The sequence below is a fragment of the Carnobacterium iners genome, assembly GCF_900177385.1.
Classification (GTDB): Bacteria; Bacillota; Bacilli; order Lactobacillales; family Carnobacteriaceae; genus Carnobacterium_A; species Carnobacterium_A iners.
This window is the reverse complement of sequence record NZ_FXBJ01000002.1, coordinates 271,959-298,400: the sequence shown is the minus strand read 5'-3', so window position 1 is coordinate 298,400 and position 26,442 is coordinate 271,959. Positions and strand designations below refer to the sequence as shown.

Sequence of the window (26,442 nt, the reverse complement as noted above, 5' to 3'; positions counted from 1 at the left end):
TTATTTATGTGTTGGTTCGTTATCACGCAAGACCTTTAAGGGTTCACCCCATGCAAGTAAACGATCCAATAATTTATTGAAAATCGTTTGATGGATCTCTTCCGGGATGAAATTATCTTCGGAATCGAAATCAGTCAAGATAGATAGCGCTAAACTCGTACTGATGACCGCAACGTGTAAACCACCTAAAACAAGACGTAAGACTTCTCCAGCACGAATGCCGCCTTGAGAACCGTAAGTAACGGATCCAGCAACTTTATTGCCGTATTCATGGCAAAGATAATCGATCGCATTTTTTAATGCTGAAGGAAGACCATGATTGTATTCGGGAACAACAAAAATAAAGCCATCAAGGGAGTTTATCTTTTCGGCCCAAGGAATGGCTTCAGGAGTTTGATAATCTTGACTATAAAGAGCAGCAATGGGTTCGTTGTACATGGGAAGATTATAATCAGCAATATCGACTACTTCATATAAAGCATCTTCACGTTTATCAGCCCACTTTTTAAGTTCCTCAGCGATTTTAAGACTCTTACGATTGGGACGGGTACTTCCAGTAATGATTCCAATTTTTAGCATAATCGTTCCTCCTTTTAGTGACTCTTTCTTTATTATACAGTAGTTTTATCTTTCTCTAAACCCAACTTACGTGATAATCAGTTAAGTTTCAATTAAAAGGGTTGAGTTAGTTATTATTTGATACTTTTCTTTTTTACCGACCACTATTTGATAAACGAGAAATTCTATTTATTTGCTAAGAAAATGCCATCATGAAAACTGATTTTTAATATTTGTGGTATGATAAGAGATGAAAAAAGTAACGTAAATTAGTTAGTCGGGAGCGAATAGGATGAACAAAGTCTATCCAGATGATAGTTTAGCATTGCATACGGATTTGTATCAAATCAATATGATGCAGACGTATTGGGAACAGGGAAAAGCAGATAATAACGCAATATTCGAATGTTACTTTAGAAGTAACCCTTTTGAAAGCGGGTATGCTGTTTTTGCAGGCTTAGAACGAGTGATATCGTATATTCAACAGTTAACTTTTTCAGAAACGGATATCCAGTACCTAAGAGAAGTTGGTCACTATCCTGAAGATTTTTTAGGGTATCTAAAAGACTTCAAGTTTAGAGGAACGATACGATCAATGGTTGAAGGAGAAGTTGTTTTTGCTAATGAGCCTATTATTCAAGTAGAAGGACCATTATTAGACTGCCAGTTTGTTGAGACAGCTATTTTAAATATCGTCAATTACCAGACATTGATTGCCACAAAAGCTTCCTTACTTAAATCAGTAGTGGGCAATGAATTAGTATTAGAATTTGGCTCAAGAAGAGCGCAAGAAATGGACGCGGCTATTTGGGGAACGAGAGCGGCTTATATTGGTGGTTGTGATGCAACGAGCAATGTTCGTGCAGCTAAAATCTTTGATATTCCGGCGAGTGGTACACACGCGCATTCACTTATTCAAGTCTATCGAGATGATTATAAAGCTTTTAAAGCCTACGCTACGACCCATAAAGATTGTGTCTTTTTAGTAGATACGTATGATACCTTAAAATCTGGTGTGCCAAATGCCATAAAAGTAGCAAAAGAAATGGGCGATAAAATTAATTTCTTAGGGATTCGTTTAGATAGCGGAGATATGGCTTATATTTCAAAAAAAGTTCGTCAACAATTAGACGAGGCAGGATTTCCAGAAGCTAAAATTTATGCGTCAAATGATTTAGATGAGAAAACGATTTTGAACTTAAAAATGCAAGGTGCTAAAATTGATGTCTGGGGAGTAGGAACAAAACTGATTACCGCTTATGATCAACCTGCTCTAGGTGCTGTTTACAAATTAGTTTCAATCGAAGATGAAAACGGAGAAATGGTTGATACTATGAAACTGTCAAGTAACGTAGAAAAAGTCTCCACACCCGGTAAAAAACAAGTTTGGCGGATTACAAGCAACAATGATGGGAAATCTGAAGGGGATTACATTACTCTTTGGGATGAAAAACCAGATCAAGAAAAAGAACTGTTTATGTTCCATCCTGTTCATACCTATATCAATAAGACCGTCACGAATTTCACAGCTCGCCCTTTATTGGTCGATATTTTTGTAAATGGCCAGTTGAGCTATAAGATGCCAACACTTGGGATGATTAAAATATATGCTGTGAAAAGTTTAAATTCATTATGGGAAGAGTATAAGCGTAATTTAAATCCAGAATCCTATCCGGTTGATTTATCACAAACGGCTTACGATCATAAAATGAATTCTATTAAAGCGATAAAAAAGCACATTGCAGAATAAAGTAGTTTGCTAGAGCTAAAAGAAGAGTCCTTTTTTAAGGGGCTTTTTTTGTCTTTATCATTTGTACGTGTAAAATAGTTCTCGAGAGGATATTATCTTTTTACTAGCAAAAATAAAGAAGGCATTCTATCATAAATGTATGCTTACGCGGCAAATACATAAATGGAAGAGGCCTTCTTATGGATAACATTATATCAAAATTATACGAAATAATAAAGGAATCAAGCGATTTAATTGCTACAGAAGAATCTATTCAGCTTTATATGTATGAAGTATTTACGGAATTATTAGGAGATATATTTATACACGTAAACCAAACGATTAAGGAACAAAAGCAACAAGAAGGATGGAAAGTAAAGCGAGAAGATTGGAAAACAGTCCAATTTATTTTTGGGCCTGTCCGTTACCGTCGTACTTTAATGGCAGATCAAGAGAATCAAAATCATTATCCATTAGATGAGTGGTTGGGGATTAGAAAATACCAACGTCATAGTCCACTCGTAGAAGTCAAAGTAGCAGAGTTAGCCAGTAAGTGTACCTATCGGGACACCGCTGAAACACTGAAAGAATGGACAGCAGTAGCGATGAGCCATCAAACAGTAGGCAGCCTCCTTAAACGAGTGGGAGAAGCACAAGCGCGTGAAGACGAAGAAATGGTGATTGAGCTAGAAGAGTCAGCAGCGTTACCAGAAGGAAAAAAAGTCGATTATTTCTATGCCGAAGCAGATGGTGTATTTGTCCGTGGGACAACAAAGAAAAAAAGTTTAGAGGTTCATCATGCACTTGTTTATGAAGGCTGGCAGAAAAATGGAAAGAGAGTCTCCTTGAAGGAGCCTAAAGCCATTATGACGACTAAAAAGACGGCTGGTTTTTGGGCAGAAGTACAAGCTTTTACAGCGACTCATTACGCGTTACAACACGCTCAAATCATTACCAATAGCGATGGTGGACCAGGCTATACCGCAGATAAATTCCAAGAAACTTTTTCGCAGTCGAATTATCCCGTGTTGAATCAATTAGACGCTTATCACATCTTTCAAGGCCTGAACCGTGCTTTTGGTGTACAAAGTAATCTCTTTAAACAGAACATTCATCAAGCGCTTAAAAAACATGATTTAGAGGCCCTAACGATCTGGTTGGACACTTATGAAAGTACCTTAGAAGAAACACAAGCAGTAGAAAAACTGACTAGTTTTCGAACTTATCTTTTAAGAAATTGGGATCGGATTTTTGATTGGCGAGAAAAAGTAGAACAAGTACCGAAGGATGCCAGAGGTTTAGGCGCAATGGAATCGAATCAACGCCATATTTCTTATCGGATGAAAAAACGTGGAATGCATTGGAGCGAAGTCGGTTGTGAAGCCATGGTGAAAGTGAAACAAGGGATCTTAAATCAAACGTTACGTGAAACATATCTTCACCAGCAAACTAGAAGTACAAGACAACAACGTAAGGTGAAACAAACCGTTCGTGTATCGTCTTTAATGCATCAAAAGACGCGTCAGTCAGTTGGGGCAAAGAAAGGAACGATTCCGTTGTATGCCCCTCATTCTTCAGCAATGGGGCAGTTAATTAAAAGTTTTCGATAATTCCTGTCTGTTTGGGGAAGGTTCCATTTTTTTGGAACGTTCTCCAAACAGATGGGCCAGCAAACGGCAAAGCCGTGCGGTAGCAGATAGGTGTACAAAAGTAGAACGCCAAACTAGCCTAGTAATAGGACGACCGAGAAAAACTTGACACAAACTATCATTTGAAAAAATAGAGCTGAAGATTGAACTATGATATACTGAAATAATAAAAAATACTTCGAAATGAGAGTGAAAAACAATGCAAAACTTGCAAAATAAAATCATTAAAGAGCTTTATGTTGCTCCTGAAATTGATGTCGTACTTGAAATTAGACGAAGTGTTGATTTTTTAAAAGCCTACATGCTTAGGTATCCTTTTTTAAAGGCATTGGTATTGGGGATTAGTGGTGGACAAGACTCAACACTTAGTGGAAAATTAGCTCAAATGGCGATGACAGAATTGCGTGAAGAAACGGGCGATGTAGCTTATCGTTTTATTGCCATTCGCTTGCCTTATGGGGAACAAGCAGATGAAAAAGATGCTATTGATGCCATAACCTTTATGGGCGCAGATGAGAGCGTACGAGTCAATATTAAATCAAGCGTTGATGCCATGGTTCAGGCTCTAGAAGAAACAGATATCTCGATAAGTGATTTCGTAAAAGGTAATGTTAAAGCTCGGCAACGGATGATTGCCCAATATGCTGTTGCGGGTATGTATCAAGGAGCAGTGATAGGAACAGATCATGCAGCTGAAGCAGTAACAGGGTTTTTTACTAAATTTGGTGACGGTGGTACAGATATTAATCCGCTAGTTCGTTTGAATAAAAGACAAGGAGGAGCCTTGTTGAAAGAATTAGGTGCACCAGAACACTTGTATGTTAAAGTTCCAACTGCTGATTTAGAAGAAAATAACCCAGGTTTACCAGATGAAGTAGCCTTAGGCGTTACGTATGAAGAAATTGATGATTACCTTGAAGGGAAAACGATTGACGACAAGGCTGCAAAACAAATAGAAGATTGGTATCTTAAAACGCAACACAAACGTCATTTACCGATTACACCTTTTGATGACTTTTGGAAATAAACACTATCTTTTTTTCGGATAGATAGGGGGAACGTCGTGATGATAGAACGGATTTCAATAGTTGTTCCTTGTTTTAACGAAGAAGCGGTCTTACCCTTTTTTTATGAAGAATTAGAGAGCATTCGGAAAAAGCTTGAGCAAGCAGACATCGAATACATTTTTATTGATGATGGCTCTAAAGACCAGACATTAGCAGTGATAAAAGAATTAGCTAAAAAAGATGAAAAACGAGTACGCTATTTATCATTTTCTAGAAATTTTGGCAAAGAAGCAGCATTTTATGCTGGATTGCAACACGCAACAGGCGATTACGTTGCAGTAATGGATGCAGATTTACAAGATCCCCCTGAATTATTGCCTGAGATGTTATCTTTATTAAGGACAAAGGCCTATGATTGTATTGGGACAAAACGGACTACACGAAATGGTGAGCCACTTCTGCGTTCTTTTTTTGCAAAACAATTTTATAAATGGATGAATCGAATATCAGAGACTGAATTTGTAGATGGCGCAAGAGATTATCGTTTAATGACGAGGAGAATGGTTGAAGCGGTTCTCTCCGTTAGTGAAGTTAATCGATTTTCAAAAGGCATCTTCAGTTGGGTCGGTTTTGAGACCTATTATCTACCTTATAAAAATAAAGAGCGCGTAGCAGGAGAAACATCTTGGTCTTTTTGGGGGTTAGTTAATTATTCATTAGATGCAGTGATTAACTTTTCTGATTTACCGTTAATGTTTGCTTCTTTTATTGGTATCTTTTCTTTTTTTATTTCGATATTGTTTCTAATTTTTATTGTTATACGATCATTGATTTTTGGTGACCCGACAGCAGGATGGCCATCACTCGTGACGATATTTTTAGCTATCGGAGGTCTTCAGTTGTTTTGTTTGGGAATAGTAGGTAAGTATTTAGGTAAAACCTATTTAGAAACGAAAAAACGACCACTGTATATTTTGAAAGAAACCAATCAAACGAATGAAGAAAATAATTAATGCAACCGGATAGTTCTAAAAAAGAGGAGGTTAGAAAAAATGAAAAAAGATTCTCGCTGGCAGTTGAATCAGACAAGGCGTTCTTCTTTGCATTCTAATCCTTTCAAACAAATAGTCAAAGAATTAAGTCAAACAATCGTCAGTGGATTCTTAGTAGCAGTTGTGGCTAACTTTTTATTGCAGGTTTTTCAAAATCAATTTAACCTAGAAGTAGCTTGGTTATTTATGGTGGAGTGGCACACGTCGTTGTTTCTCTTAGGAACGGGAGTCTTGATGATTCTTTATATCTGGTTCAGTTCTTTAATTGGAAATCGGCTTATTGCAGGGTTTCTATTAATTATCCTTTCAATGATATTGGGAATTATAACGCAACAAAAGATGCTGTTTCGTGAAGAACCAATGTATCCTTCTGATTTATCCATGATTACAAGCTTGCCGTCTATACTAAAAATGATGAACGGTAGACTGTCTGTCGTTATTTTTACTATTTTTTTAGTTCTTTCTTTGGGAGTATTTTGGTTTATCAAAAGAAACCGCAAAGAAAAAAAGCGGAAAATCCGTCAAAAACAAATGAAAGGACTACGAATAGGGTTATTTGTTTTGTCTAGTTTGTCTTTAGTTTATATCTATTCGTTTAATCACCCAGGAAATATAGTTAAAGCGGCTTATGATAATCATGCTTACTGGATTCCTTATAGTCAAAAAATGAATTATTACAATAATGGGTTTGTCGGAGGATTTTTATACAACTTAAATGTTAAGCCAATGGAAAAACCAGAAAGTTATACCACAGAAAAAGTTGACCAATTGCTAAAGAAGTATACAAAAAAAGCAACAGAAATAAATAGGACACGAAACAATCCATTAAAAGATACGAACGTCATCTATGTGATGAGTGAAAGTTTTTCAGATCCGACAAAATTAAAAGGGGTAGAGGTCTCTAGAGACCCGATGCCAATCCTTCGAGAACGAATGGAAAGACACAAAAGCGGAGAAGTTTTATCAGAAGGCTATGGCGGTGGAACAGCTAATATTGAATTTGAAGCTTTGACTGGTTTATCTATGGAGCCTTTTGCCCCGAATTTAAGTACGCCGTACACACAAATTCCTTCTTTGATGAATGATTTCCCTTCAGCTGTTTCTTATTTTAAAGAAGCGGGTTATTCTACTACGGCTATCCATCCGTACAATACGTCAATGTATAAGCGCAAACAGGTATATGAAGAGTTAGGCTTTGATCGGTTCCTAGACGAAGAGACAATGACTTATAATAAAACAGTAGCAAATAATCCTTATATCTCTGACGATGCGGCGTATCAAGAAATAGTAAAACAAATAAAAGCGACAAAAGAAACCGATTTTGTTCATTTAGTTTCGATGCAAAATCATATGCCTTATGCAAATTTTTATCCAGAAACAACGTTTACTGCTAAGGGAACAGCTGATGATAGTGAAGCAGCTCATTATTTCCAAGGATTAACCTACAGTGATGAGTCACTCGATTATTTTCTAACAGCATTAATCAAACAAAAAGAGGAAACAATTGTTGTTTTTTGGGGCGATCATTTACCAGGGTTTTATGGTGAAGAAGTGGTAGAGGCCAATGGAAGAGTAACGATGCACCAAACACCGTTACTGATTTTTTCTACTGAAAAAGAAAAACAAGAATCGATAGGAACGATTAGTCCAATCTACTTTATGAATCATGTCTTAGCGCTAGCTGACAGTCCGGTCTCGCCTTATTATGCTTTCCTAATGACGCTTGAAGCTAGTTTACCTGCATTTGAAAAAGGGACATATCTTGAAGCGGGAAAACAAGAAGCTAAGTTGAACAGGGAAGAATTATCTCAAGAAACAAACGATCTTCTCAAAGAGTATGATCTGCTCCAATACGACATTACTATTGGCAATAAGCAAAGTAAAAAGGCTGATTTTTTTCAAGTAAGTAAAGAGTATTGACATATGGTATAGACCATTTATAATAGTAAGAGAATAGAATAAAGGAGAGAATAGAATGAAAACAACTGTATTGATAAATGCAACAATTTATACTGGTAAAGAAGAAATTGAATCTGGGTTCATCCGCTATGGTAGAACGATTTTAGCCATTGGTGAAACGAAAGACTTTGAAGAAAAAGAAGAAGATACCATCGTCGACGTCTCAGGCAAAATAATTGTTCCTGGTTTCATTGATGTGCACAGTCATGGTGGCTACAGTTGGGATAGTATGGATGGCAATGCAGAAGAAATCAATCAAATGGTTCATAAAATGCAAAAAGAAGGGATTACCTCTTATTTTGCAACAACGATGACTCAATCCTATGAGAACATTGAACAGGCAATGGTAGCGATCAAGAAAGCTGCTGAAGTAAATCCTGTTATTCAGGGGATTCATCTTGAAGGACCTTTTGTATCGGTCGTCTTTAAAGGAGCTCAACCAGAAGAGTACATTGAAATTCCAGACGTAGAAATGATGCGCAAATGGAATGACTTGAGTGGTGGCAGAATTCGTTTAGTCACGTATGCACCTGAAACAAGTGATGCAACGGCCTTTGAAAAATACTGTATCGATAATAATATTGTCTTATCTGTTGGTCACAGTAATGCGACTCGTGCACAATTAATGGATTCTAAAGCTTCACACATTACTCATTTATATAATGCTCAAAGGGGCTTACATCACCGTGAACCAGGTGTTACGGGTCATGCCTTTTTAGCAAAATTGTACTCAGAGATGATAGTTGACGGGTACCACATTGCACCAGATATGGTTAATATTGCTTACCAAATTCTTGGAGCAGATCATATTGAGTTGATTACAGATTCAATGCGTGCCAAGGGCATGCCTGATGGCGAAAGCGAACTAGGCGGTCAAAAAGTGCTTGTTAAAGACAAACAAGCTCGACTAGTAGATGGTACATTAGCTGGAAGTGTCCTAGAGTTCCAAGATGCATTTAAAAATATGATGGCCTTTACGGATTGTGGAATTGCAGATGCGGTTAAGATGAGTTCTGTTAACCAAGCAAAAGAATTTGGCTTAACAAAAAAAGGTACACTTGAAATAGGAAAAGATGCAGATATGGTTCTTTTCAGTCAAGAGTTAGATCTTGAGGGAACAATTAGTTTTGGTGAAATAATTAAATAATAAGCAAAAGGTGGTTAAATGTGTGGAAACAATCATTGTGAAAAGTCCTATTGAAGGCGGCAAGAAAGCATTTGAATTAATTAAAGAAGGCATGCAACAAGATGCTAAAGTTTTAGGATTAGCAACTGGAAGCACACCAATAGCTTTATATAATGAAATGACTGAAAGCGACTTAGATTTTACAGCTATGACTGCTATTAATTTAGATGAGTACTTTGGCTTATCTGCAGACAATAACCAAAGCTACCATTATTTTATGCACGAACAACTTTTTGCAAAAAAACCGTTTAAAGAGACATTTGTTCCTGATGGCTTAGCAAACGAAGCAACTGAACCAGCTCGTTACGATAAGATTATTGAAGAGCATCCTATTGATATCCAAATATTAGGAATTGGAACAAATGGTCATATTGGTTTTAATGAACCAGGAACACCGTTTGATTCAACAACGCGTAAGGTAGCCTTAACTGAATCAACAATCGAATCAAATAAACGTAATTTTGAAACAGCAGAAGAAGTACCACGTTTTGCTTATTCAATGGGAATAAAAAGTATTTTATCTGCTAAAAAGATTATCTTAATGGCATTTGGTGAAGAAAAAGCAGAAGCCATTAAGAATACACTTAATGGTCCTATGACGACTGACGTACCTGCAAGTGCATTACAAAAGCACCCAAATGTAGTAGTCATTTTGGATGAAGCAGCAGCTAAATTACTTTAACGATAGGAGGGAAACAATGGGAAAGGAAACACCAATCTACATTCAAATTCACAATCAATTACGCAAGGATATTGAAGAAGGTGTCTGGGAAATTGGCGATCGGATTCCCTCTGAAAGAGATCTTGCCCTTAAATTCAATGTTAGTCGAATGACACTAAGACAGGCTGTTCAAACATTAGTAGATGAAGGGATTTTAGAACGAAAAGTAGGTTCTGGTACCTATGTATCTAGTAAAAAAGTTCAAGAATCAATGGCTGGAGTTGCTAGTTTTACAGATATCATGTTGTCGCAAGGCAAAACGCCAACAAGTAAGACGATTTCATACCACGTGAAGCCGGCTAGTTTAAGTGAAGCTGAAAAATTAAATTTACCTGAAGAAACGCTGGTTTTACGTATGGAACGAATTCGTTACGCAGATGGGGTTCCCATCTGCTTTGAAGTAGCGACGATTCCATACGACATCATCGGACATTTAACTAAAATAGAGATTACTCGTTCACTTTATAAAGCCTTAGAAAATGAAATAGGACTACATGTAGGGAAAGCAGAACAAACGATTTCAGCTATGCCTGCATCGGAAAAGATTGCTGATTATTTAGCGATTAAACGTGGCGATGCTATTTTAAGATTAAAACAAATTAGTTACACAACAGAAGGTAAGCCATTTGAATACGTTAGAACACAATATTCAGGTGAACGCTTTGAATTCTATCTTGAAAAAAATCAGTAATAAATGAAATGACAAAAAAGCCAATCAACAGATCTGTTGACTGGCTTTTTGCCGCTAAAGGAAAGACCGCTAACGAAGATTATCCGAACTAGAATCTAAATCAGTTGAATCCGTTTGAGTATCTTGCTCTAAACTTAAATGTGTTTGAAGTTCTTGCTGCAACTCAGCAAGTTTAACGTCATCCGTTTGCCAGACAAAGACATCTTGCCCATAGGAAGGGAAGTACTCGTAGGCTTCTTGGCCTTCTAGTTGCAAGGTTTCAACGTGGTCAGCAGCATTAGCGTAATTGGTTGCAATAGCCCATAAGTCGCGGCTACTAAAGTTTGTTTCAACATTTGGTCCGACTGCTCTAAAAATAGTACTGAAGTTGGTTAAACTTTTGAGTGAAATCGTTTCATCTATAATTTCATTAACGACTTCGCGTTGGCGCTTTTGTCTTCCCCAATCGCCTTGCGGGTCTTCATATCTCATTCGTGCATAGCCTAGAGCTTGATTGCCATTTAGTTCTTGGATACCTTTGTCAATATGAATGTTTCCTTCAACATCGTTAATATCTTGAACGTCAAACTCTAAAGGAGAGTTGACGGTAATGCCTTCCAAAGCATCAACTAACACAACAAGACCTTGCATATTGATTTGAGCATAATAATGGATTGGGATTTGTAAAAGATTTTCAACTGTTTCAACGGTTAGTGGAATACCGCCATACGCATAACTGGCATTAATTTTATCAATCTTTCCACTTGGTAAAGTAACGCGGGTATCACGAGGAATGGAAAGCAATCGGACATCATTAGTTTCTGGATTAATTGTAGCAACCATGATAGAATCAGAACGTCCCACATCCCCTGGTCGTTTATCAACACCTAGAAGTAAGACGGAGAAAGGGTCCTTATTCGTCAGTACAATTTTTTCATCAACATTCAAAGTAGTTTCAGGTAGTTTAGTTCCTTGAATAGTATTTAAAAAACTATTCGCTGAAAGTAAAAGATACGTTACATAGACAAAGCCTGCTAAGATGAACATAACTAAGAGGAGGATGATTGTTTTTTTTCGTTTTTTCGTCTTTATTTGCTCGTTTAAATGATTTAATGGCATAAATTATCTCCTATATCTATAAGGTTTTCTATTAGTGTAGTGGATTACCTGTTATAATGCAATTGTATTACCACGTTTAACTTTGTATAATTAAACTTAAATAGGAATTAGAGGTAGGTTTTTATTTTATGTATGATATGTTTATCGTTATTCTTACTTGTATAGCAACCGCCATTTTTTCTTTAATACTGACTCCTTTGGTCAGAAAATTTGCCTTGAAAATCAGAGCAGTTGATGAACCTGGTGAAAGAAGAGTAAATCTAAAAGAGGTTCCAACTTTAGGTGGATTAGCTATTTATATTTCTTTCTTTTTTTCTCTTTTCTTTCTATTGCCAATTCCTTTTTGGCAAGTTATGCCTATTTTTTTAGGAGCTACAGTTGTATTATTGACGGGTGTGATTGACGACTTAATAGAATTGACTCCAAAAATGAAAATGGTTGGGATAACTTTAGCAGCCTTGATTATTTATTTTGTGGCGGATATCAGATTAGATAGTATTACGCTCCCTTTTATAGGCATATGGACAATTGGTGTTTTTAGTTTACCCGTTACTGTAATTTGGATTTTAGCAATTACAAATGCAGTGAATCTAATCGATGGATTAGATGGACTAGCAACTGGTGTATCTATGATTGCTTTGACAACGATGGGAATTATTGGTTATTTTTTCTTAACCGTTGAAAATGCTGTAGTATCGATTATGATTTTTGTTCTAGTTGCTGCTTTAGCAGGGTTTTTACCTTATAATTTTTTTCCAGCTCGAATCTTTTTAGGAGATACAGGTGCACTATTTTTAGGATTTATGATTGCTGTCATGTCTTTGCAAGGCCTTAAGAATGCAACGTTGATTACATTGATTATTCCGGTTGTCATTTTGGGTATTCCGATCACAGACACAGTCTATGCTATGATTAGGCGCTACCTAAACAAAAAGCCCATATCAAGTGCTGATAAAATGCATTTACACCATCAAATGATGGCTTTAGGCCTAACTCATCGTCAAACAGTTCTAGCTATTTATTGTTTAGCAGCGATTTTTTCAGTTATTGCGCTAATGTATCCAGTCTCTACCTTGTGGGGATCAGTTTTCTTAACGATCGGCTCACTTTTTGGTTTGGAATTATTTGTTGAATCGATTGGATTAGTCGGTAAGGATAGTAAACCCTTTTTAAACAGGATAAGAAAGTTTGCAAAAAATCTAAATAAAAAAGAATAAAAAAACACCAAATGCTCTTTTAAAAAAAGAGCATTTGGTGTTTTTTATTAGTTGCTGTAATAATTAGATAAGCTATTTGTTTGGAAAGTATAGTCTGGTTCATCACGTTCATCAGTAGCGTCTAGTCCTAATGACACTCTTAATCGGTGACTAATAAAATCTAAACTATCTGGATAAACTTCGACCATGCTAGCACCATTTAACTCGAAATCAGTCCAATCAAAAACGTAACTTTCAAATTCATATTTTCCATCAAGTCCTGTTTGAGCAATACCTAACATATCTTTGAAGCGAATATCGGTCCGCATATTTTCACCAACAGCTGTAATCGCGTCAGAATATTTTGCGATTGACCCAACTTTTAAAGCTTTTTTAGTAATCGCCTGGATGAGCAATTGTTGCCTTTCTCCGCGCTTGACATCATTGTCAATTTTTCTGGTCCTAGCTAAAGCTAAAGCTTCTTCACCGTTAAGGGTTTGCAAACCTTTTTCAAGATAGATTTGATCCATCATTCCTTCTGCATTTTGTTCAGAGAATGTAATGGGAACATCTACTTCTATGCCACCTAACGCATCAATAATTTCTAGGAAAGCATCAAAGTTAAAGGTTACATAATAATGGATAGGAACATTTAGAAGATTCTCCACAGATTCTATCGTAGCTTGTTCTTCCCCTTTGGAATAAGCAGAATTAATTTTATCCTTTTCATACAGTTGTTCTTCATAAATAATAGTTGTATAAGTATCACGAGGAATACTAACCATGTTAACAGTATGTTCGTTTGGATCAATAGTCAGATAAATTAAAGAATCTGCTCGAGCACTGCCTATATCTCGACTTTTATTATCGTCAATTCCCATTAGTAAAATAGAGGTTGTTTCATTTAAGGGATTAATTTCAATTTTCTTTTCTCGTTCAAGAGTATGGTAAGACAAGTCAACGGCTTTTTGAGCTGTTGCATATAACTTAGCGAAATAAACAGTTGCGACTAAGATGATGACCATTAGTGGTACTAATAACCATAAAATAATTTTAGATTTCTTTTTTCTAGAAGAGCGACGGGTATTTAACTGTGTGTATTTTTTGTTTTTCAAAATAATTCTCCTATAACTCCTAAAGTAATTTGTTGAAAAGTTCTTAGTCATTTTATCATAATAAAGAGCATAGTAACAGTTACTTTAAAAATAGTTTGTGTCAAGTTTTTCTCGGTCGTCCTATTACTAGGCTAGTTTGGCGTTCTACTTTTGTACACCTATCTGCTACCGCACGGCTTTGCCGTTTGCTGGCCCATCTGTTTGGAGAACGTTCCAAAAAAATGGAACCTTCCCCAAACAGACAGGAATTATCGAAAACTTTTAATTAACTGCCCCATTGCTGAAGAATGAGGGGCATACAACGGAATCGTTCCTTTCTTTGCCCCAACTGACTGACGCGTCTTTTGATGCATTAAAGACGATACACGAACGGTTTGTTTCACCTTACGTTGTTGTCTTGTACTTCTAGTTTGCTGGTGAAGATATGCTTTACGTAACGTTTGATTTAAGATCCCTTGTTTCACTTTCACCATGGCTTCACAACCGACTTCGCTCCAATGCATTCCACGTTTTTTCATCCGATAAGAAATATGGCGTTGATTCGATTCCATTGCGCCTAAACCTCTGGCATCCTTCGGTACTTGTTCTACTTTTTCTCGCCAATCAAAAATCCGATCCCAATTTCTTAAAAGATAAGTTCGAAAACTAGTCAGTTTTTCTACTGCTTGTGTTTCTTCTAAGGTACTTTCATAAGTGTCCAACCAGATCGTTAGGGCCTCTAAATCATGTTTTTTAAGCGCTTGATGAATGTTCTGTTTAAAGAGATTACTTTGTACACCAAAAGCACGGTTCAGGCCTTGAAAGATGTGATAAGCGTCTAATTGATTCAACACGGGATAATTCGACTGCGAAAAAGTTTCTTGGAATTTATCTGCGGTATAGCCTGGTCCACCATCGCTATTGGTAATGATTTGAGCGTGTTGTAACGCGTAATGAGTCGCTGTAAAAGCTTGTACTTCTGCCCAAAAACCAGCCGTCTTTTTAGTCGTCATAATGGCTTTAGGCTCCTTCAAGGAGACTCTCTTTCCATTTTTCTGCCAGCCTTCATAAACAAGTGCATGATGAACCTCTAAACTTTTTTTCTTTGTTGTCCCACGGACAAATACACCATCTGCTTCGGCATAGAAATAATCGACTTTTTTTCCTTCTGGTAACGCTGCTGACTCTTCTAGCTCAATCACCATTTCTTCGTCTTCACGCGCTTGTGCTTCTCCCACTCGTTTAAGGAGGCTGCCTACTGTTTGATGGCTCATCGCTACTGCTGTCCATTCTTTCAGTGTTTCAGCGGTGTCCCGATAGGTACACTTACTGGCTAACTCTGCTACTTTGACTTCTACGAGTGGACTATGACGTTGGTATTTTCTAATCCCCAACCACTCATCTAATGGATAATGATTTTGATTCTCTTGATCTGCCATTAAAGTACGACGGTAACGGACAGGCCCAAAAATAAATTGGACTGTTTTCCAATCTTCTCGCTTTACTTTCCATCCTTCTTGTTGCTTTTGTTCCTTAATCGTTTGGTTTACGTGTATAAATATATCTCCTAATAATTCCGTAAATACTTCATACATATAAAGCTGAATAGATTCTTCTGTAGCAATTAAATCGCTTGATTCCTTTATTATTTCGTATAATTTTGATATAATGTTATCCATAAGAAGGCCTTTTCCATTTATGTATTTGCCGCGTAAGCATACATTTATGATAGAATGCCTTCTTTATTTTTGCTAGTAAAAAGATAATATCCTCTCGAGAACTATTTTACACGTACTAAAAATATAAGATTTTCTTAAGCTTTGTTTTAACTTAACTGTTTTGATTCTTGGTAACTTTTCTCACCTTCTTCGAACTGAACTTGTCCGTTTAACCAATTTGTTAGTTCTTTTTTGAAGGCTTTAACTTTTTCTTCATCAACTGAACAAATAAAGGCAACATTTTCTGTGTAAAGAATATCTAGAAGTGTATATGGAGATTCTTTAAGATTATTTTCTAATTTTCCAGAAGCCGGATAACTAGCGGTTACAGTTATTTGAACCTGTAAAGCTCTTGAAACCAGACCAATTTCATCTAAAGCTGTGCTGACGGACTTTCCATAAGCGCGAATCAGTCCGCCTGCTCCTAATTTTATTCCACCAAAATAACGAGTAACCACTGCAATGACATACTTAAGTTCTTGTTTTTTTAGGACTTCAAGCATGGGTACTCCAGCTGTTCCACTAGGTTCACCATCATCATAAGCACGTTGGATATCGTTTTGATCGCCGATTAAGTAGGCAACACAATTATGATTGGCCTTCCAGTGCTCTTTTTTAATTAATTGTATGTATTCTTGTGCTTCTGCTTCATTGGCTACTCTTTTCAAGTGACAGATAAAGCGTGATTTTTTTATTTCCGTTTCAACAACTCCGTCTCTTGCAATTGTGTAATAGTGTTTGAGCATCATCATTTCTCCTTTTATTAGTTAGTGTAGCATCCAGTTAAATCAGTAAATGACTTGTATTCACTTAGTTTACCGTGAGTCATCAGAATCAACAAGAACGAACCTTTTTGTATCGTTCAGTATAGTACTACTAATCGTTATGAAAACTAGCTATTGTGAACATTCTCTTAAATTTTAAAATTTTTCCTTTAGGTCACTAAGATTGTGTTATACTCTATCCTTACATAGAAAAGAGAATAAGGAAAAGGCGTGTGGTATAAAATTGAAAATTGCAATCGTTACAGACAGTACGTCGTATCTGACTGAAAAACAATATGAACAAAATTCAATCTATATGTTACCACTTTCAGTTATCATGGATAATACTGCTTACTTAGAAGAGATTGAAATTGGAAATGAAGAATTTTTTGAAAAAATAACCGATATGGAAGCTTTACCGACTAGTTCTCAGCCAACCACTGGGCAAATTATCACATTGTTTAATGAGCTCGCAAAAGAGTATGACGTTATTATAAGCATTCACTTATCGAGTGGAATTAGTGGTACGTACGCTAATATAGTGAGTGTAGGGGATATGATGAAAACAATTACTGTTTATCCATTTGATTCTGAACTAAGTTGTGCTGCACAAGGTTATTACGTTTTAGAGGCTGCCAGGCTTGCTAAGAATGGCTATACAGTTGAAGAAATCTTTCAAGTTTTATCCAATATGCGTAAAACAATAAAAGCTTATTTCTTAGTTGATGATTTGAATCACTTAGTACGGGGTGGACGACTGTCCAATGGCTCAGCAGTTATTGGTTCATTGTTAAAAATCAAACCAATTTTATTTTTTGAAAACAAACAAATTGTTGTCTTTGAAAAAATTAGAACAACAAAAAAAGCATTGAAGCGTATTGAACACCTTTTAGCAGAGGATTTATCGAAAGGTTATCCAATTGTGGCAACTATCATTCAATGCAATGCAAAAGAGCAAGCAGCGAACTGGGAAGAACAATTGAGAGAAGATTATCCAACGGTGAGATTTGAAACTAGTTATTTTGGCCCAGTCATTGGTACACACTTAGGCAAGGGAGCACTAGGAATGACTTGGGTAGAAGACCAAACAAAGATAGAAACAATTTTAAGCAAACAATAAAGCAGATAAATGGCTTTATTGTTTTTTTGCGTACAATTAATTTGTAAATAGAAAAAAAGGGAGGAGAAGTTGTTGTGCTAGAAATAAGTGGACGGGAAGTTTTAATAGGAGAGTTAACAGCCCCCTTAGAAAAAGATTCAACTATTACTCAAATCGAAGGGTTTAAAAAAGTAAATGGACAACTTCAATGTAGTCGCTGCGGAACAAGCGACCGCAAAAAAAGGCAAATCGCTCCTTGTACTTGTGGAAAAGAGTGTTATTATTGCGTCAATTGTTTGCAGATGGGCAAAATTAAACGCTGCAGCATCTTATACACAGCTAAAGAGCAAAACCGTTTCGCTTCTCTAAAGGAACCCGTACTAACTTGGGAAGGTGAATTGTCAAAACAACAAAAAGAAGCATCAATAGCTATTGTAGAAACAATAAAAATGGGTGGAGAACGGTTAATTTGGGCTGTCGCAGGTGCGGGGAAAACAGAGATGATCTTCAAAGGAATAGAGCTAGCCTTACAAGCTAAGAAAAGAGTTTGTATTGCTTCCCCACGTGTTGATGTTTGTTTGGAATTAGCTCCACGTTTAAAAAATGCTTTTGAACAGGTTTCATTAGCTGTTTTATATGGTGGCTCTGATGAATCCTATTGTTATACGCAACTGGTTATTGCGACAACTCATCAGTTGTTAAGATTTAATCAAGCTTTTGATGTGTTAATCATCGATGAAATTGATGCCTTTCCATTTGATGTAGACCAAGCGTTACAATATGCCGCTAAAAAAGCTAAGAAAAAACAAGGTGCACTCATTTTTTTATCTGCTACACCTAATAAAAAGATGCAACGAGCGATTCAACAAAAAAAGTTGAATGCGACTATGCTTCCTGCACGTTATCATGGTTATCGATTACCTGAGCCTAAATTAATCTGGTGCGGGGATTGGCAAAAGAAAATCAATCAACAGAAAAAAATTAGTGTTTTCTTTGATTATTTAAAAAAGAGTTTGGATAAAAAAAGAAGGGCGCTTATTTTTTTACCTAATATTATCTTAATGCAAAAACTAGCTCGACAACTAGAACACTGTTTTCCTGATTCGGTTTTTACGACCGTATACGCACAAGACCTAGAAAGAAAAGAAAAAATTATAGGAATGCGTCAAGAAAAATACGATTTCCTTCTAACAACGACTATTTTAGAAAGAGGCGTGACCTTTAAGGATATTGATGTCATTGTTTTAGGAGCAGAAGATCGGACATTTACAGAGTCTGCTTTAGTTCAGATTGCTGGTAGAGCAGGACGACATAAAGATTTTCCAAATGGAGCTGTCTTATTTTTTTATTATGGAAAAACAAGAGCACTAAAGGGGTCCGTTCACCAAATCAAAAAAATGAATCGCTTAGCAATGGAAAGGGGACTGGTTGGAAGATGCTAACTTGTTTATGCTGTGGCAAACAAGAAACTGAAAAAATGCTTTTAACAGATATCGTGTATTTTAAGAAGATAGTATCAGCCAATCGTTGTCAAATGTGTCATTCAAAGTTAGTAAGATTAGCGAATGAACCTACTTGTCTTGGTTGTTGTCGAATAAAACAAGACGAAAACGACTCGTGTCTTGACTGTGTCAAGTGGAAACAGCTATACCCGAAGTATGCGTTCAGTCATACTGCGTTATTTCAATACAATCTTTTTTTAAAAGAGTGGTTAGAAAACTTTAAATACAAAGGCGATTATCGACTAGCTAAGTTATTCAATCAAGAACTGACGGAGTACTTTAATATGAAAAACCAAAAAAATAAACAGTATATTCCGATTCCTATCAGTCAAACGAGTATGAAATTACGTGGATTTAATCAAGTAGAAGAGTTGCTAGCATCTGCTGGTATTCCATTTCACCCAGCCTTAATTCATGTAGGAACAGGAGAAAAGCAATCAAGCAAAAATCGCAAAGAACGTATGGAATCCAAACAGCCTTTTAAGTTAGATGAGAACTACTGCAGTCAGCTAAAGAATCAACAAATTATTTTAATAGATGATGTCTATACAACTGGACGTACGTTATTTCATGCAGCTGAGCTATTGCAGCAAATAGGTGTTGCAACGATTGAAACGTTCTCAATTGCTAGATAAAAGGAAAATATAATTAATTTTGTTTGTTAATTAAAGCGCTATCCTATATAATTGAATTAAGCAAATCACCAGTTGAGTGGTCCAACTGGTGTTGCCGATTCTGATACACAATCAGATGAAAGGGGAGAGTGTTTATGTTTAAATATAATGTCCGTGGTGAAAATATTGAGGTAACAGCAGCAATTCGTAGTTATGTCGAGAAAAAAGTAGGCAAAATTGAACGTTACTTTACAGATGTGCCTGAATCTACAGCACATGTTAACCTAAAAACGTATTCAGATAAAACTGCGAAAGTGGAGGTAACAATCCCGCTTCCTTATCTTGTATTACGTGCGGAAGAAACCTCACCTGATTTATATGGAAGTGTAGATCTAGTCGTTGATAAACTAGAAAGACAAATGCGTAAATACAAAACCAAGATTAACCGTAAGTCACGTGAAAAAGGTTTTGAGATGCGTGTCCCAGCTGGAGAGTTATTAGATGAAAATCTTGAAGATGAGCTTGAGAATGATATCAACATTGTCAGAACAAAGCGTTTGTCACTGAAACCAATGGATAGTGAAGAAGCTGTTTTACAGATGAATATGTTAGGTCACAACTTCTTTATCTTCGAAGATGCTGAAACGAATGGAACTAGCATTGTCTATACTCGTAAAGATGGAAAATATGGTTTAATCGAAACAGATTTAAATTAGAATGAATAAGAGTTTTATCTAATAAATCTTGTAAGAAACTTAAAAAGTTTCTTACAAGATTTATTTTTATTTAGATTGAAAAATAGAAAACGTACATAGTGAAAATTTAATAGAAGTAAATAAATTTTTATTTATAAGATAAATCCTCATGAGAGGTGCGTTTTCAATATAAAAAGAGAGGTGCGTTTTCAATATAAAAAGGTTTCATTTGTGAATAAGTAATGATAGAATTAACAAGGACATTAAAAAAAGCTAATAGAAGAGTTTAAACGGCTATTATTAGAATAGAAAAAAATACTACTAAAAAAATAAAGATAGAAAAAGAAACGAGAAAACAGTGTTAAAAGAGGAGAAAAGTAAATGGCAAATTTTTTACGTAGTTTAATTGAGAATGATAAAAAAGAACTTAAGAGCTTAAGTAAAGTAGCTGATCAGATTGAGATATTTGCAGATCAGATGGCAGCGTTATCTGATGAAGAATTAAAAGCAAAAACACTAGAATTTCGGCTAAGTTATCAAAATGGTAAAACATTAGATGACTTATTACCTGAGGCTTTTGCGGTTGTTCGTGAAGCAGCAAAACGTGTCCTTGGGTTATACCCTTACCACGTTCAGTTAATGGGTGGTGTGACGTTACATCGCGGCAATATCCCTGAAATGAAAACAGGTGAAGGTAAAACGTTAACTGCTACAATGCCGGTTTATTTAAATGCCTTAACTGGTGAAGGCGTACACGTCGTAACGGTCAATGAATACTTGGCTAGTCGAGATGCTGTTGAAATGGGCGAATTGTATCAATGGTTAGGACTAACCGTTGGATTAAACTTGAACTCAAAAACAGCTGAAGAAAAACGCGAAGCCTACTTGGCTGACGTTATGTACAGCACTAACAATGAAATGGGTTTTGATTATCTAAGAGATAATATGGTTGTTTATAAAGAACAGATGGTACAAAGACCCTTGCATTACGCTATTGTCGATGAAGTCGACTCTATTTTAATCGATGAAGCTAGGACACCTTTGATTATTTCTGGACAAGCTGAAAAGTCTACGACTCTTTATACGCGTACAGACTTCTTTGTTAAAGGATTAAAAGAAGAAGAAGACTATACTATTGATGTTCAGTCAAAAACCGTTGTACTTACTGAAGTAGGAATGGAAAAAGCTGAAAAAACTTTCCGTGTAGAGAACTTGTATGATGTAGAAAATCAAGCCTTAACTCATCACTTGGATCAAGCTTTACGTGCAAATTATATTATGTTGTTCGATATTGATTACGTTATTCAAGACGATAAGGTGATGATTGTTGACCAATTTACGGGACGTATCATGGATGGTCGTCGCTATTCAGATGGCTTACATCAAGCAATTGAAGCTAAAGAAGGCGTCACAATTCAAAACGAATCAAAAACTATGGCAAATATTACATTCCAAAACTTCTTTAGAATGTATAAGAAATTAGCAGGAATGACCGGAACAGCGAAGACAGAAGAAGAAGAGTTCCGTGAAATCTACAACATTAGCGTTGTAGCGATTCCAACGAATAAACCATTAGTTCGTGATGACCGTCCAGACTTGTTGTATCCTACATTAATTAGTAAGTTCGAAGCAGTTGTTGAAGAAATCAAAGAACGACACGCTACTGGACAACCTATATTGGTCGGAACAGTCGCTGTTGAAACTTCAGAATTATTATCTGGTTTGTTGAAGCAAGCAAAAATTAAACATGAAGTACTAAATGCTAAAAATCACTTTAAAGAAGCAGAAATCATAACGAATGCTGGACAAAAAGGTTCGATTACTATTGCAACTAATATGGCTGGACGTGGAACCGATATTAAATTAGGCGCTGGGGTTATTGAGGCTGGTGGACTTTGTGTTATTGGTACGGAGCGTCATGAGTCAAGACGTATTGATAATCAGTTACGTGGACGTGCAGGACGTCAAGGAGATCCAGGTGTGACACAATTCTATCTTTCTTTAGAAGATGACTTAATGAGACGATTTGGCTCAGAAAGAATTCAAGCAGTCCTTGAGCGTTTGAAAGTCCAAGATGAAGATGCTGTTATCCAAAGTAAAATGATTTCGCGCCAAGTTGAATCCGCTCAAAAACGCGTTGAAGGAAATAACTATGATACACGTAAGAACGTCTTACAGTACGATGACGTTATGCGCGAACAGCGCGAAATTATGTACAAACAACGCTTAGAAGTGATCATGGAACAAGAATCATTGAAAAAAGTAACGATTCCGATGATGGCACGTGCTATTAACCGTATGGTCCAACTACATACGCAAGGACTTAAAGAAGAGTGGAGTCTCCAAAATATTTTAGATTTTGCTCATTCGGCAGTTGTTCATCCAGATGATTTGAGTTTAGTTGATCTAGAAAATAAATCGGCCATTGAAATTCAAACTATTTTACTAGATGCGGCAAAAGAAATTTACACTGAAAAAGAGCAACAATTAAATGGAACAGAGCAAGTATTAGAATTTGAAAAAGTGGTTATTTTACGAGTAGTAGACAGCAAGTGGACAGATCATATTGATACAATGGATCAATTACGTCAAGGTATCGGTTTAGTAGCGTATGGTCAATCAAATCCGTTGGTTGAATACCAAACAGAAGGATTTAGATTATTTGAAGAAATGATCGCAGCCATTGATTACGATGTGACTAGATTATTGATGAAGTCTCAAATTCGTCAAAATTTACAAAGAGAACAGGTAGCTAAAGGTACGACAGCTCGTTCAGCGGGTGACGGTGAAGTTGTTAAAGAAGCAAAGAAAAAACCAGTATCTGCTGATGGAACAAAAGTAGGTCGTAACGATCCATGTCCATGTGGCAGCGGCAAAAAATACAAAAATTGTCATGGACAAGCTTAAAACTAAAAGTTGAAAAAGAGAAAAACACGATTTGATTAGCAAATCGTGTTTTTCTCACTAAATTATTTTGATAAGGGGTAATAAGAATGGAAATAAGTGACATTAGAAATAAAGTAGAAGCAGTGAAAGAAAAGATTGCCGGTTTCAGGAGGTCTCTTTGACTTAGAGAGCATGGAACAAAACATTGCTGAATACGATTATCAAATGACAAATCCTACTTTTTGGGATGATGCACAAAAAGCGCAGGCCTTGATTAATGAAGCGAATACGCTGAAAGAAACCTATACAAGCTTTAAACAATTAGAAGATAAACAGGAAGAACTAGAGCTCATGCTTGATATGGTTAAAGAAGAAAACGATCCAGATTTAGAAGAAGAATTAGAAAATGATAGTAAGATTTTCTTTCAGACACTTGAACAGTATGAATTAGATATGCTATTGAGTGAACCCTATGATAAGAACAATGCAATTATTGAGTTACACCCAGGAGCTGGTGGAACGGAATCACAAGATTGGGGCAGTATGTTATTGCGTATGTACACGCGTTGGGCTGATAAAAAAGGGTTTAAAGTTGAGACTCTTGATTACCAGGCTGGTGACGAAGCCGGAATAAAAAGTGTGACGTTATTAATTAAAGGCCATAATGCCTATGGTTATTTAAAAGCTGAAAAAGGGGTTCATCGTTTAGTTCGTATTTCACCGTTTGATTCAGCTGGGCGCCGTCATACGTCGTTTGTTTCTATCGATGTTATTCCAGAAATAGAAGGAGATATTAATATTGAAATCAATTCAGATGATTTGAGAGTAGATACTTATCGAGCAAGTGGAGCTGGTGGACAGCATATCAACAAAACAGACTCGGCTATTCGAATTACGCACACTCCAACAGGGATTGTTGTCGCCAGTCAAGCGCAACGTTCGCAAATGAAAAATAGAGATCAAGCGATGGGTATGTTAAAGGCTAAGTTGCATCAATTAGACATCAAAAAGAAAGAACAAGAAATGGCTGAAATAAGAGGAGAACAAAAAGAAATAGGCTGGGGATCTCAGATTAGATCCTATGTTTTCCATCCTTATACGATGGTCAAAGATCATCGCACAAATTATGAATCAGGCAATGTTACAAATGTGATGGATGGAGACATTGATTCGTTTATCCAAGCCTATTTAAGAAGTACTTTAACACCAGATAACTAAATTAATTGAATTCTGTCAAATTTCTGTCAAACTTTTACTGTTGACAGATTTTTTTTTGTAGAAATGGAAACAGATTAAAAATCTTAAACCCATAAAAATACTATTTATCTAGATGAATAACAAGTTAATTCCCTTTTTTTTAGTCGATGTGAAACGGTAATGGTGAATTAGAAGAAAAGATATCATTTGATTTTAAATAATACCGTTCATTACAGAAATGTGACGGAGTGAAATGCATTTGTAAACAAACTACAACAGACATTATTTTCATGGGTGCTATAATGAGTAAGGATTAGATGACAGAAAGTCTTTCATACATTCCCTTTATAAAAAATAGTTCCTTATCCGAAAACAATTAGTGAAAACAGACAAAAAACTTCAAATAAGAAAATTAAAAAAAGTTAGGTGATATGATGATTGAAATGTTAAATGTCTACAAAAAATATCCGAACGGTATCACAGCAGTTAACGGATTAAACGTTCGTATTGAACAAGGTGATTTTGTTTATGTCGTTGGCCCAAGTGGAGCTGGTAAATCGACGTTCATTAAAATGATTTACCGAGAAGAAATAGCAACAAAAGGTACAATTAAAGTTGGAGAATTTGATTTAGTAAATATGAAAGATAAAGACATTCCATATTTAAGACGGCATGTTGGTGTAGTTTTTCAAGATTTTAAATTATTACCAAGAATGACCGTATATGAAAACATTGCTTATGCAATGGAAGTAGTAGAAAAAAACCCTAAAGTAATTAAAAAACGTGTTTTAGAAGTATTGGACTTAGTTAGTTTAAAACATAAAATAAGAATGTTTCCAAACGAACTATCTGGCGGAGAACAACAGCGGATAGCAATCGCTAGAGCAATTGCTAATATGCCTCGTGTATTGATTGCTGATGAACCAACTGGAAACTTAGATCCGGATACATCAATGGAAATTATGGCTATTTTAGAACAAATTAACACACAGGGAACAACAGTTATTATGGCGACTCATAATAGCCAAATCGTAAATGTCGTTAAACACCGTGTACTTGCGGTTGAGAATGGGCGCATTGTCCGCGATCAATTGGAAGGAGAATACGGATATGAAGGTTAGAACATTAAAAAGACACTTGATTGAAAGTTTGAAAAGTTTAAAAAGAAACGGTTGGATGTCACTTGCAGCTATTAGTGCAGTAGCCGTAACCTTATTACTAGTTGGATCTTTTGTAGCCATGTTAATGAATGTGAGTAAATTAGCTACGGATATTGAAAATGACGTGAGTGTTCGGGTTTACATTGACTTAGCTGCTGACGATAAGGGACAAAAAAAATTAGAAACTGAGCTAAACGCATTAAAAACGGTTGATAAAGTTGAGTTTTCTAGTAGAGAAAATGAATTGAAACAAGTCGTCGGAAGTTACGGGAATGAATTTAATCTTTTCCAAGGCGACGATAACCCATTATATGATGTATTTATTGTAAATGCGGATTCACCTGAAAGCACTGCAGCTGTTGCTAAAACATCTGAAACATTAGAGAATGTGGCAAAAGTAAATTATGGCGGAGCAACAGCAGATAACTTATTTAAAACGATGAGTACGGTTAGAAATGTAGGAGTTGTTATTATCGGGGCGCTAGTCTTAACAGCTGTATTTCTAATATCTAATACGATTCGAATCACGATTATGTCTCGTAAAACAGAAATTGAAATCATGAAGTTAGTTGGAGCAACAAACTGGTTCATCAGATGGCCATTTTTAATTGAAGGAGCAATGATTGGTTTTATAGGATCATTCATACCAGTCGCTTTTATTAGTTTCCTTTACGTAACCATTTATGATATCGGAACAACTTATTTATCAGGAACCTATTTCGCATTATTAACACCCTCTCCATTCTTATTCCAAATTGGCAGTGCAATGTTAGCTATAGGCATAGTAATCGGAGCTTTAGGGTCATCTATTTCAATTAGAAGATTTTTAAAAGTATAAAAAAATAGCATTTAGGGAAAACGGAGGAA

At 36.1% G+C, this 26,442-nt stretch carries 22 protein-coding genes; 17 read left to right on the top strand and 5 right to left on the bottom strand.

What is annotated here, in order from left to right:
• Entirely contained in the window at positions 1-579 is a 579-nt protein-coding gene (locus tag B9Y54_RS01595; protein WP_085558684.1) for an NADPH-dependent FMN reductase, read from the bottom strand.
• Between the two features lie 271 nt (positions 580-850).
• Here B9Y54_RS01595 and B9Y54_RS01590 point away from each other — a divergent pair, with 271 nt between their 5' ends.
• The 8 genes from B9Y54_RS01590 to B9Y54_RS01555 all read left to right on the top strand — a co-directional run bounded on the left by B9Y54_RS01590 (position 851) and on the right by B9Y54_RS01555 (position 10,552).
• Positions 851-2,308, top strand: a complete 1,458-nt coding sequence (locus B9Y54_RS01590) for a nicotinate phosphoribosyltransferase (RefSeq protein WP_085558683.1) — start codon at positions 851-853, stop codon at positions 2,306-2,308.
• A 179-nt stretch (positions 2,309-2,487) separates the two neighbouring features.
• Complete coding sequence (locus B9Y54_RS01585) at positions 2,488-3,897, top strand: ISLre2 family transposase (RefSeq protein WP_085558682.1); 1,410 nt, start codon at positions 2,488-2,490, stop codon at positions 3,895-3,897.
• A gap of 238 nt (positions 3,898-4,135) precedes the next feature.
• Positions 4,136-4,963: an ammonia-dependent NAD(+) synthetase gene (nadE, locus tag B9Y54_RS01580; RefSeq protein WP_085558681.1), complete on the top strand. Its 828-nt coding sequence runs from the start codon at positions 4,136-4,138 to the stop codon at positions 4,961-4,963.
• 39 nt (positions 4,964-5,002) lie between these two features.
• Complete coding sequence (locus B9Y54_RS01575; protein WP_085558680.1) at positions 5,003-5,956, top strand: glycosyltransferase family 2 protein; 954 nt, start codon at positions 5,003-5,005, stop codon at positions 5,954-5,956.
• A gap of 39 nt (positions 5,957-5,995) precedes the next feature.
• Positions 5,996-7,915: an LTA synthase family protein gene (locus tag B9Y54_RS01570; RefSeq protein ID WP_085558679.1), complete on the top strand. Its 1,920-nt coding sequence runs from the start codon at positions 5,996-5,998 to the stop codon at positions 7,913-7,915.
• 55 nt (positions 7,916-7,970) lie between these two features.
• Positions 7,971-9,101, top strand: coding sequence for an N-acetylglucosamine-6-phosphate deacetylase (gene nagA / locus B9Y54_RS01565; RefSeq protein WP_085558678.1), 1,131 nt, complete (start codon positions 7,971-7,973; stop codon positions 9,099-9,101).
• A gap of 22 nt (positions 9,102-9,123) precedes the next feature.
• Complete coding sequence (locus B9Y54_RS01560) at positions 9,124-9,822, top strand: glucosamine-6-phosphate deaminase (protein ID WP_085558677.1); 699 nt, start codon at positions 9,124-9,126, stop codon at positions 9,820-9,822.
• A gap of 16 nt (positions 9,823-9,838) precedes the next feature.
• Positions 9,839-10,552: a GntR family transcriptional regulator gene (locus B9Y54_RS01555; protein ID WP_085558676.1), complete on the top strand. Its 714-nt coding sequence runs from the start codon at positions 9,839-9,841 to the stop codon at positions 10,550-10,552.
• Positions 10,553-10,621: 69 nt separating this feature from the next.
• Here the strand turns inward: B9Y54_RS01555 and B9Y54_RS01550 are convergent, their stop codons facing one another.
• Entirely contained in the window at positions 10,622-11,650 is a 1,029-nt protein-coding gene (locus B9Y54_RS01550; RefSeq protein ID WP_085558675.1) for an LCP family glycopolymer transferase, read from the bottom strand.
• A gap of 137 nt (positions 11,651-11,787) precedes the next feature.
• Here B9Y54_RS01550 and B9Y54_RS01545 point away from each other — a divergent pair, with 137 nt between their 5' ends.
• Complete coding sequence (locus tag B9Y54_RS01545; RefSeq protein ID WP_338061327.1) at positions 11,788-12,867, top strand: glycosyltransferase family 4 protein; 1,080 nt, start codon at positions 11,788-11,790, stop codon at positions 12,865-12,867.
• A gap of 47 nt (positions 12,868-12,914) precedes the next feature.
• On the opposite strand, the gene B9Y54_RS01540 is transcribed toward B9Y54_RS01545, so the two are convergent.
• The 3 genes from B9Y54_RS01540 to B9Y54_RS01530 all read right to left on the bottom strand — a co-directional run bounded on the left by B9Y54_RS01540 (position 12,915) and on the right by B9Y54_RS01530 (position 16,404).
• The gene (locus B9Y54_RS01540) at positions 12,915-13,961 is read right to left on the bottom strand and encodes an LCP family protein (RefSeq protein ID WP_234987775.1); all 1,047 of its coding nucleotides are present in this window, start codon (positions 13,959-13,961) and stop codon (positions 12,915-12,917) included.
• Between the two features lie 248 nt (positions 13,962-14,209).
• Positions 14,210-15,619: an ISLre2 family transposase gene (locus B9Y54_RS01535; protein WP_085558672.1), complete on the bottom strand. Its 1,410-nt coding sequence runs from the start codon at positions 15,617-15,619 to the stop codon at positions 14,210-14,212.
• 146 nt (positions 15,620-15,765) lie between these two features.
• Positions 15,766-16,404 (bottom strand): YigZ family protein, encoded by a 639-nt coding sequence (locus B9Y54_RS01530; protein ID WP_090005185.1) that lies wholly within the window; start codon positions 16,402-16,404, stop codon positions 15,766-15,768.
• A 262-nt stretch (positions 16,405-16,666) separates the two neighbouring features.
• On the opposite strand from B9Y54_RS01530, the gene B9Y54_RS01525 reads away from it, so the two are divergent.
• From B9Y54_RS01525 to ftsX, 8 genes are all read left to right on the top strand, one after another.
• Positions 16,667-17,542: a DegV family protein gene (locus tag B9Y54_RS01525; protein ID WP_085558670.1), complete on the top strand. Its 876-nt coding sequence runs from the start codon at positions 16,667-16,669 to the stop codon at positions 17,540-17,542.
• Positions 17,543-17,616: 74 nt separating this feature from the next.
• Positions 17,617-18,963: an ATP-dependent helicase ComFA gene (locus B9Y54_RS01520; RefSeq protein WP_085558669.1), complete on the top strand. Its 1,347-nt coding sequence runs from the start codon at positions 17,617-17,619 to the stop codon at positions 18,961-18,963.
• The gene (locus tag B9Y54_RS01515) at positions 18,957-19,658 is read left to right on the top strand and encodes a ComF family protein (RefSeq protein WP_085558668.1); all 702 of its coding nucleotides are present in this window, start codon (positions 18,957-18,959) and stop codon (positions 19,656-19,658) included. Before B9Y54_RS01520 ends, B9Y54_RS01515 begins: the two co-directional genes overlap by 7 nt.
• Positions 19,659-19,792: 134 nt before the next feature.
• Positions 19,793-20,353 carry a ribosome hibernation-promoting factor, HPF/YfiA family gene (gene hpf, locus B9Y54_RS01510; protein WP_085558667.1) on the top strand — a complete coding sequence of 187 codons (561 nt, stop codon included), beginning with the start codon at positions 19,793-19,795 and terminating at the stop codon, positions 20,351-20,353.
• Between the two features lie 360 nt (positions 20,354-20,713).
• On the top strand, positions 20,714-23,239 hold the full coding sequence (secA, locus tag B9Y54_RS01505; protein ID WP_085558666.1) for a preprotein translocase subunit SecA: 2,526 nt from the start codon (positions 20,714-20,716) through the stop codon (positions 23,237-23,239).
• A gap of 86 nt (positions 23,240-23,325) precedes the next feature.
• A protein-coding gene (gene prfB, locus B9Y54_RS01500; RefSeq protein ID WP_143062521.1) for a peptide chain release factor 2 occupies positions 23,326-24,436 on the top strand; the annotation gives its coding sequence in 2 pieces (ribosomal slippage) (positions 23,326-23,385 and positions 23,387-24,436; 1,110 coding nt in all).
• A gap of 413 nt (positions 24,437-24,849) precedes the next feature.
• On the top strand, positions 24,850-25,536 hold the full coding sequence (gene ftsE, locus B9Y54_RS01495) for a cell division ATP-binding protein FtsE (protein ID WP_085560472.1): 687 nt from the start codon (positions 24,850-24,852) through the stop codon (positions 25,534-25,536).
• Positions 25,526-26,413 (top strand): permease-like cell division protein FtsX, encoded by an 888-nt coding sequence (ftsX, locus tag B9Y54_RS01490; protein WP_085558664.1) that lies wholly within the window; start codon positions 25,526-25,528, stop codon positions 26,411-26,413. Before ftsE ends, ftsX begins: the two co-directional genes overlap by 11 nt.
• Positions 26,414-26,442: the final 29 nt, after the last annotated feature.

What these genes read in the sequence shown, in the direction of transcription:
- B9Y54_RS01595 (WP_085558684.1), bottom strand. Translation starts at nt 579, where the DNA reads ATGCTAAAAATTGGAATCATTACTGGAAGTACCCGTCCCAATCGTAAG.
- B9Y54_RS01590 (WP_085558683.1), top strand. Translation starts at nt 851, where the DNA reads ATGAACAAAGTCTATCCAGATGATAGTTTAGCATTGCATACGGATTTG.
- B9Y54_RS01585 (WP_085558682.1), top strand. Translation starts at nt 2,488, where the DNA reads ATGGATAACATTATATCAAAATTATACGAAATAATAAAGGAATCAAGC.
- nadE (WP_085558681.1), top strand. Translation starts at nt 4,136, where the DNA reads ATGCAAAACTTGCAAAATAAAATCATTAAAGAGCTTTATGTTGCTCCT.
- B9Y54_RS01575 (WP_085558680.1), top strand. Translation starts at nt 5,003, where the DNA reads ATGATAGAACGGATTTCAATAGTTGTTCCTTGTTTTAACGAAGAAGCG.
- B9Y54_RS01570 (WP_085558679.1), top strand. Translation starts at nt 5,996, where the DNA reads ATGAAAAAAGATTCTCGCTGGCAGTTGAATCAGACAAGGCGTTCTTCT.
- nagA (WP_085558678.1), top strand. Translation starts at nt 7,971, where the DNA reads ATGAAAACAACTGTATTGATAAATGCAACAATTTATACTGGTAAAGAA.
- B9Y54_RS01555 (WP_085558676.1), top strand. Translation starts at nt 9,839, where the DNA reads ATGGGAAAGGAAACACCAATCTACATTCAAATTCACAATCAATTACGC.
- B9Y54_RS01550 (WP_085558675.1), bottom strand. Translation starts at nt 11,650, where the DNA reads ATGCCATTAAATCATTTAAACGAGCAAATAAAGACGAAAAAACGAAAA.
- B9Y54_RS01545 (WP_338061327.1), top strand. Translation starts at nt 11,788, where the DNA reads ATGTTTATCGTTATTCTTACTTGTATAGCAACCGCCATTTTTTCTTTA.
- B9Y54_RS01535 (WP_085558672.1), bottom strand. Translation starts at nt 15,619, where the DNA reads ATGGATAACATTATATCAAAATTATACGAAATAATAAAGGAATCAAGC.
- B9Y54_RS01530 (WP_090005185.1), bottom strand. Translation starts at nt 16,404, where the DNA reads ATGCTCAAACACTATTACACAATTGCAAGAGACGGAGTTGTTGAAACG.
- B9Y54_RS01515 (WP_085558668.1), top strand. Translation starts at nt 18,957, where the DNA reads ATGCTAACTTGTTTATGCTGTGGCAAACAAGAAACTGAAAAAATGCTT.
- hpf (WP_085558667.1), top strand. Translation starts at nt 19,793, where the DNA reads ATGTTTAAATATAATGTCCGTGGTGAAAATATTGAGGTAACAGCAGCA.
- secA (WP_085558666.1), top strand. Translation starts at nt 20,714, where the DNA reads ATGGCAAATTTTTTACGTAGTTTAATTGAGAATGATAAAAAAGAACTT.
- ftsE (WP_085560472.1), top strand. Translation starts at nt 24,850, where the DNA reads ATGATTGAAATGTTAAATGTCTACAAAAAATATCCGAACGGTATCACA.
- ftsX (WP_085558664.1), top strand. Translation starts at nt 25,526, where the DNA reads ATGAAGGTTAGAACATTAAAAAGACACTTGATTGAAAGTTTGAAAAGT.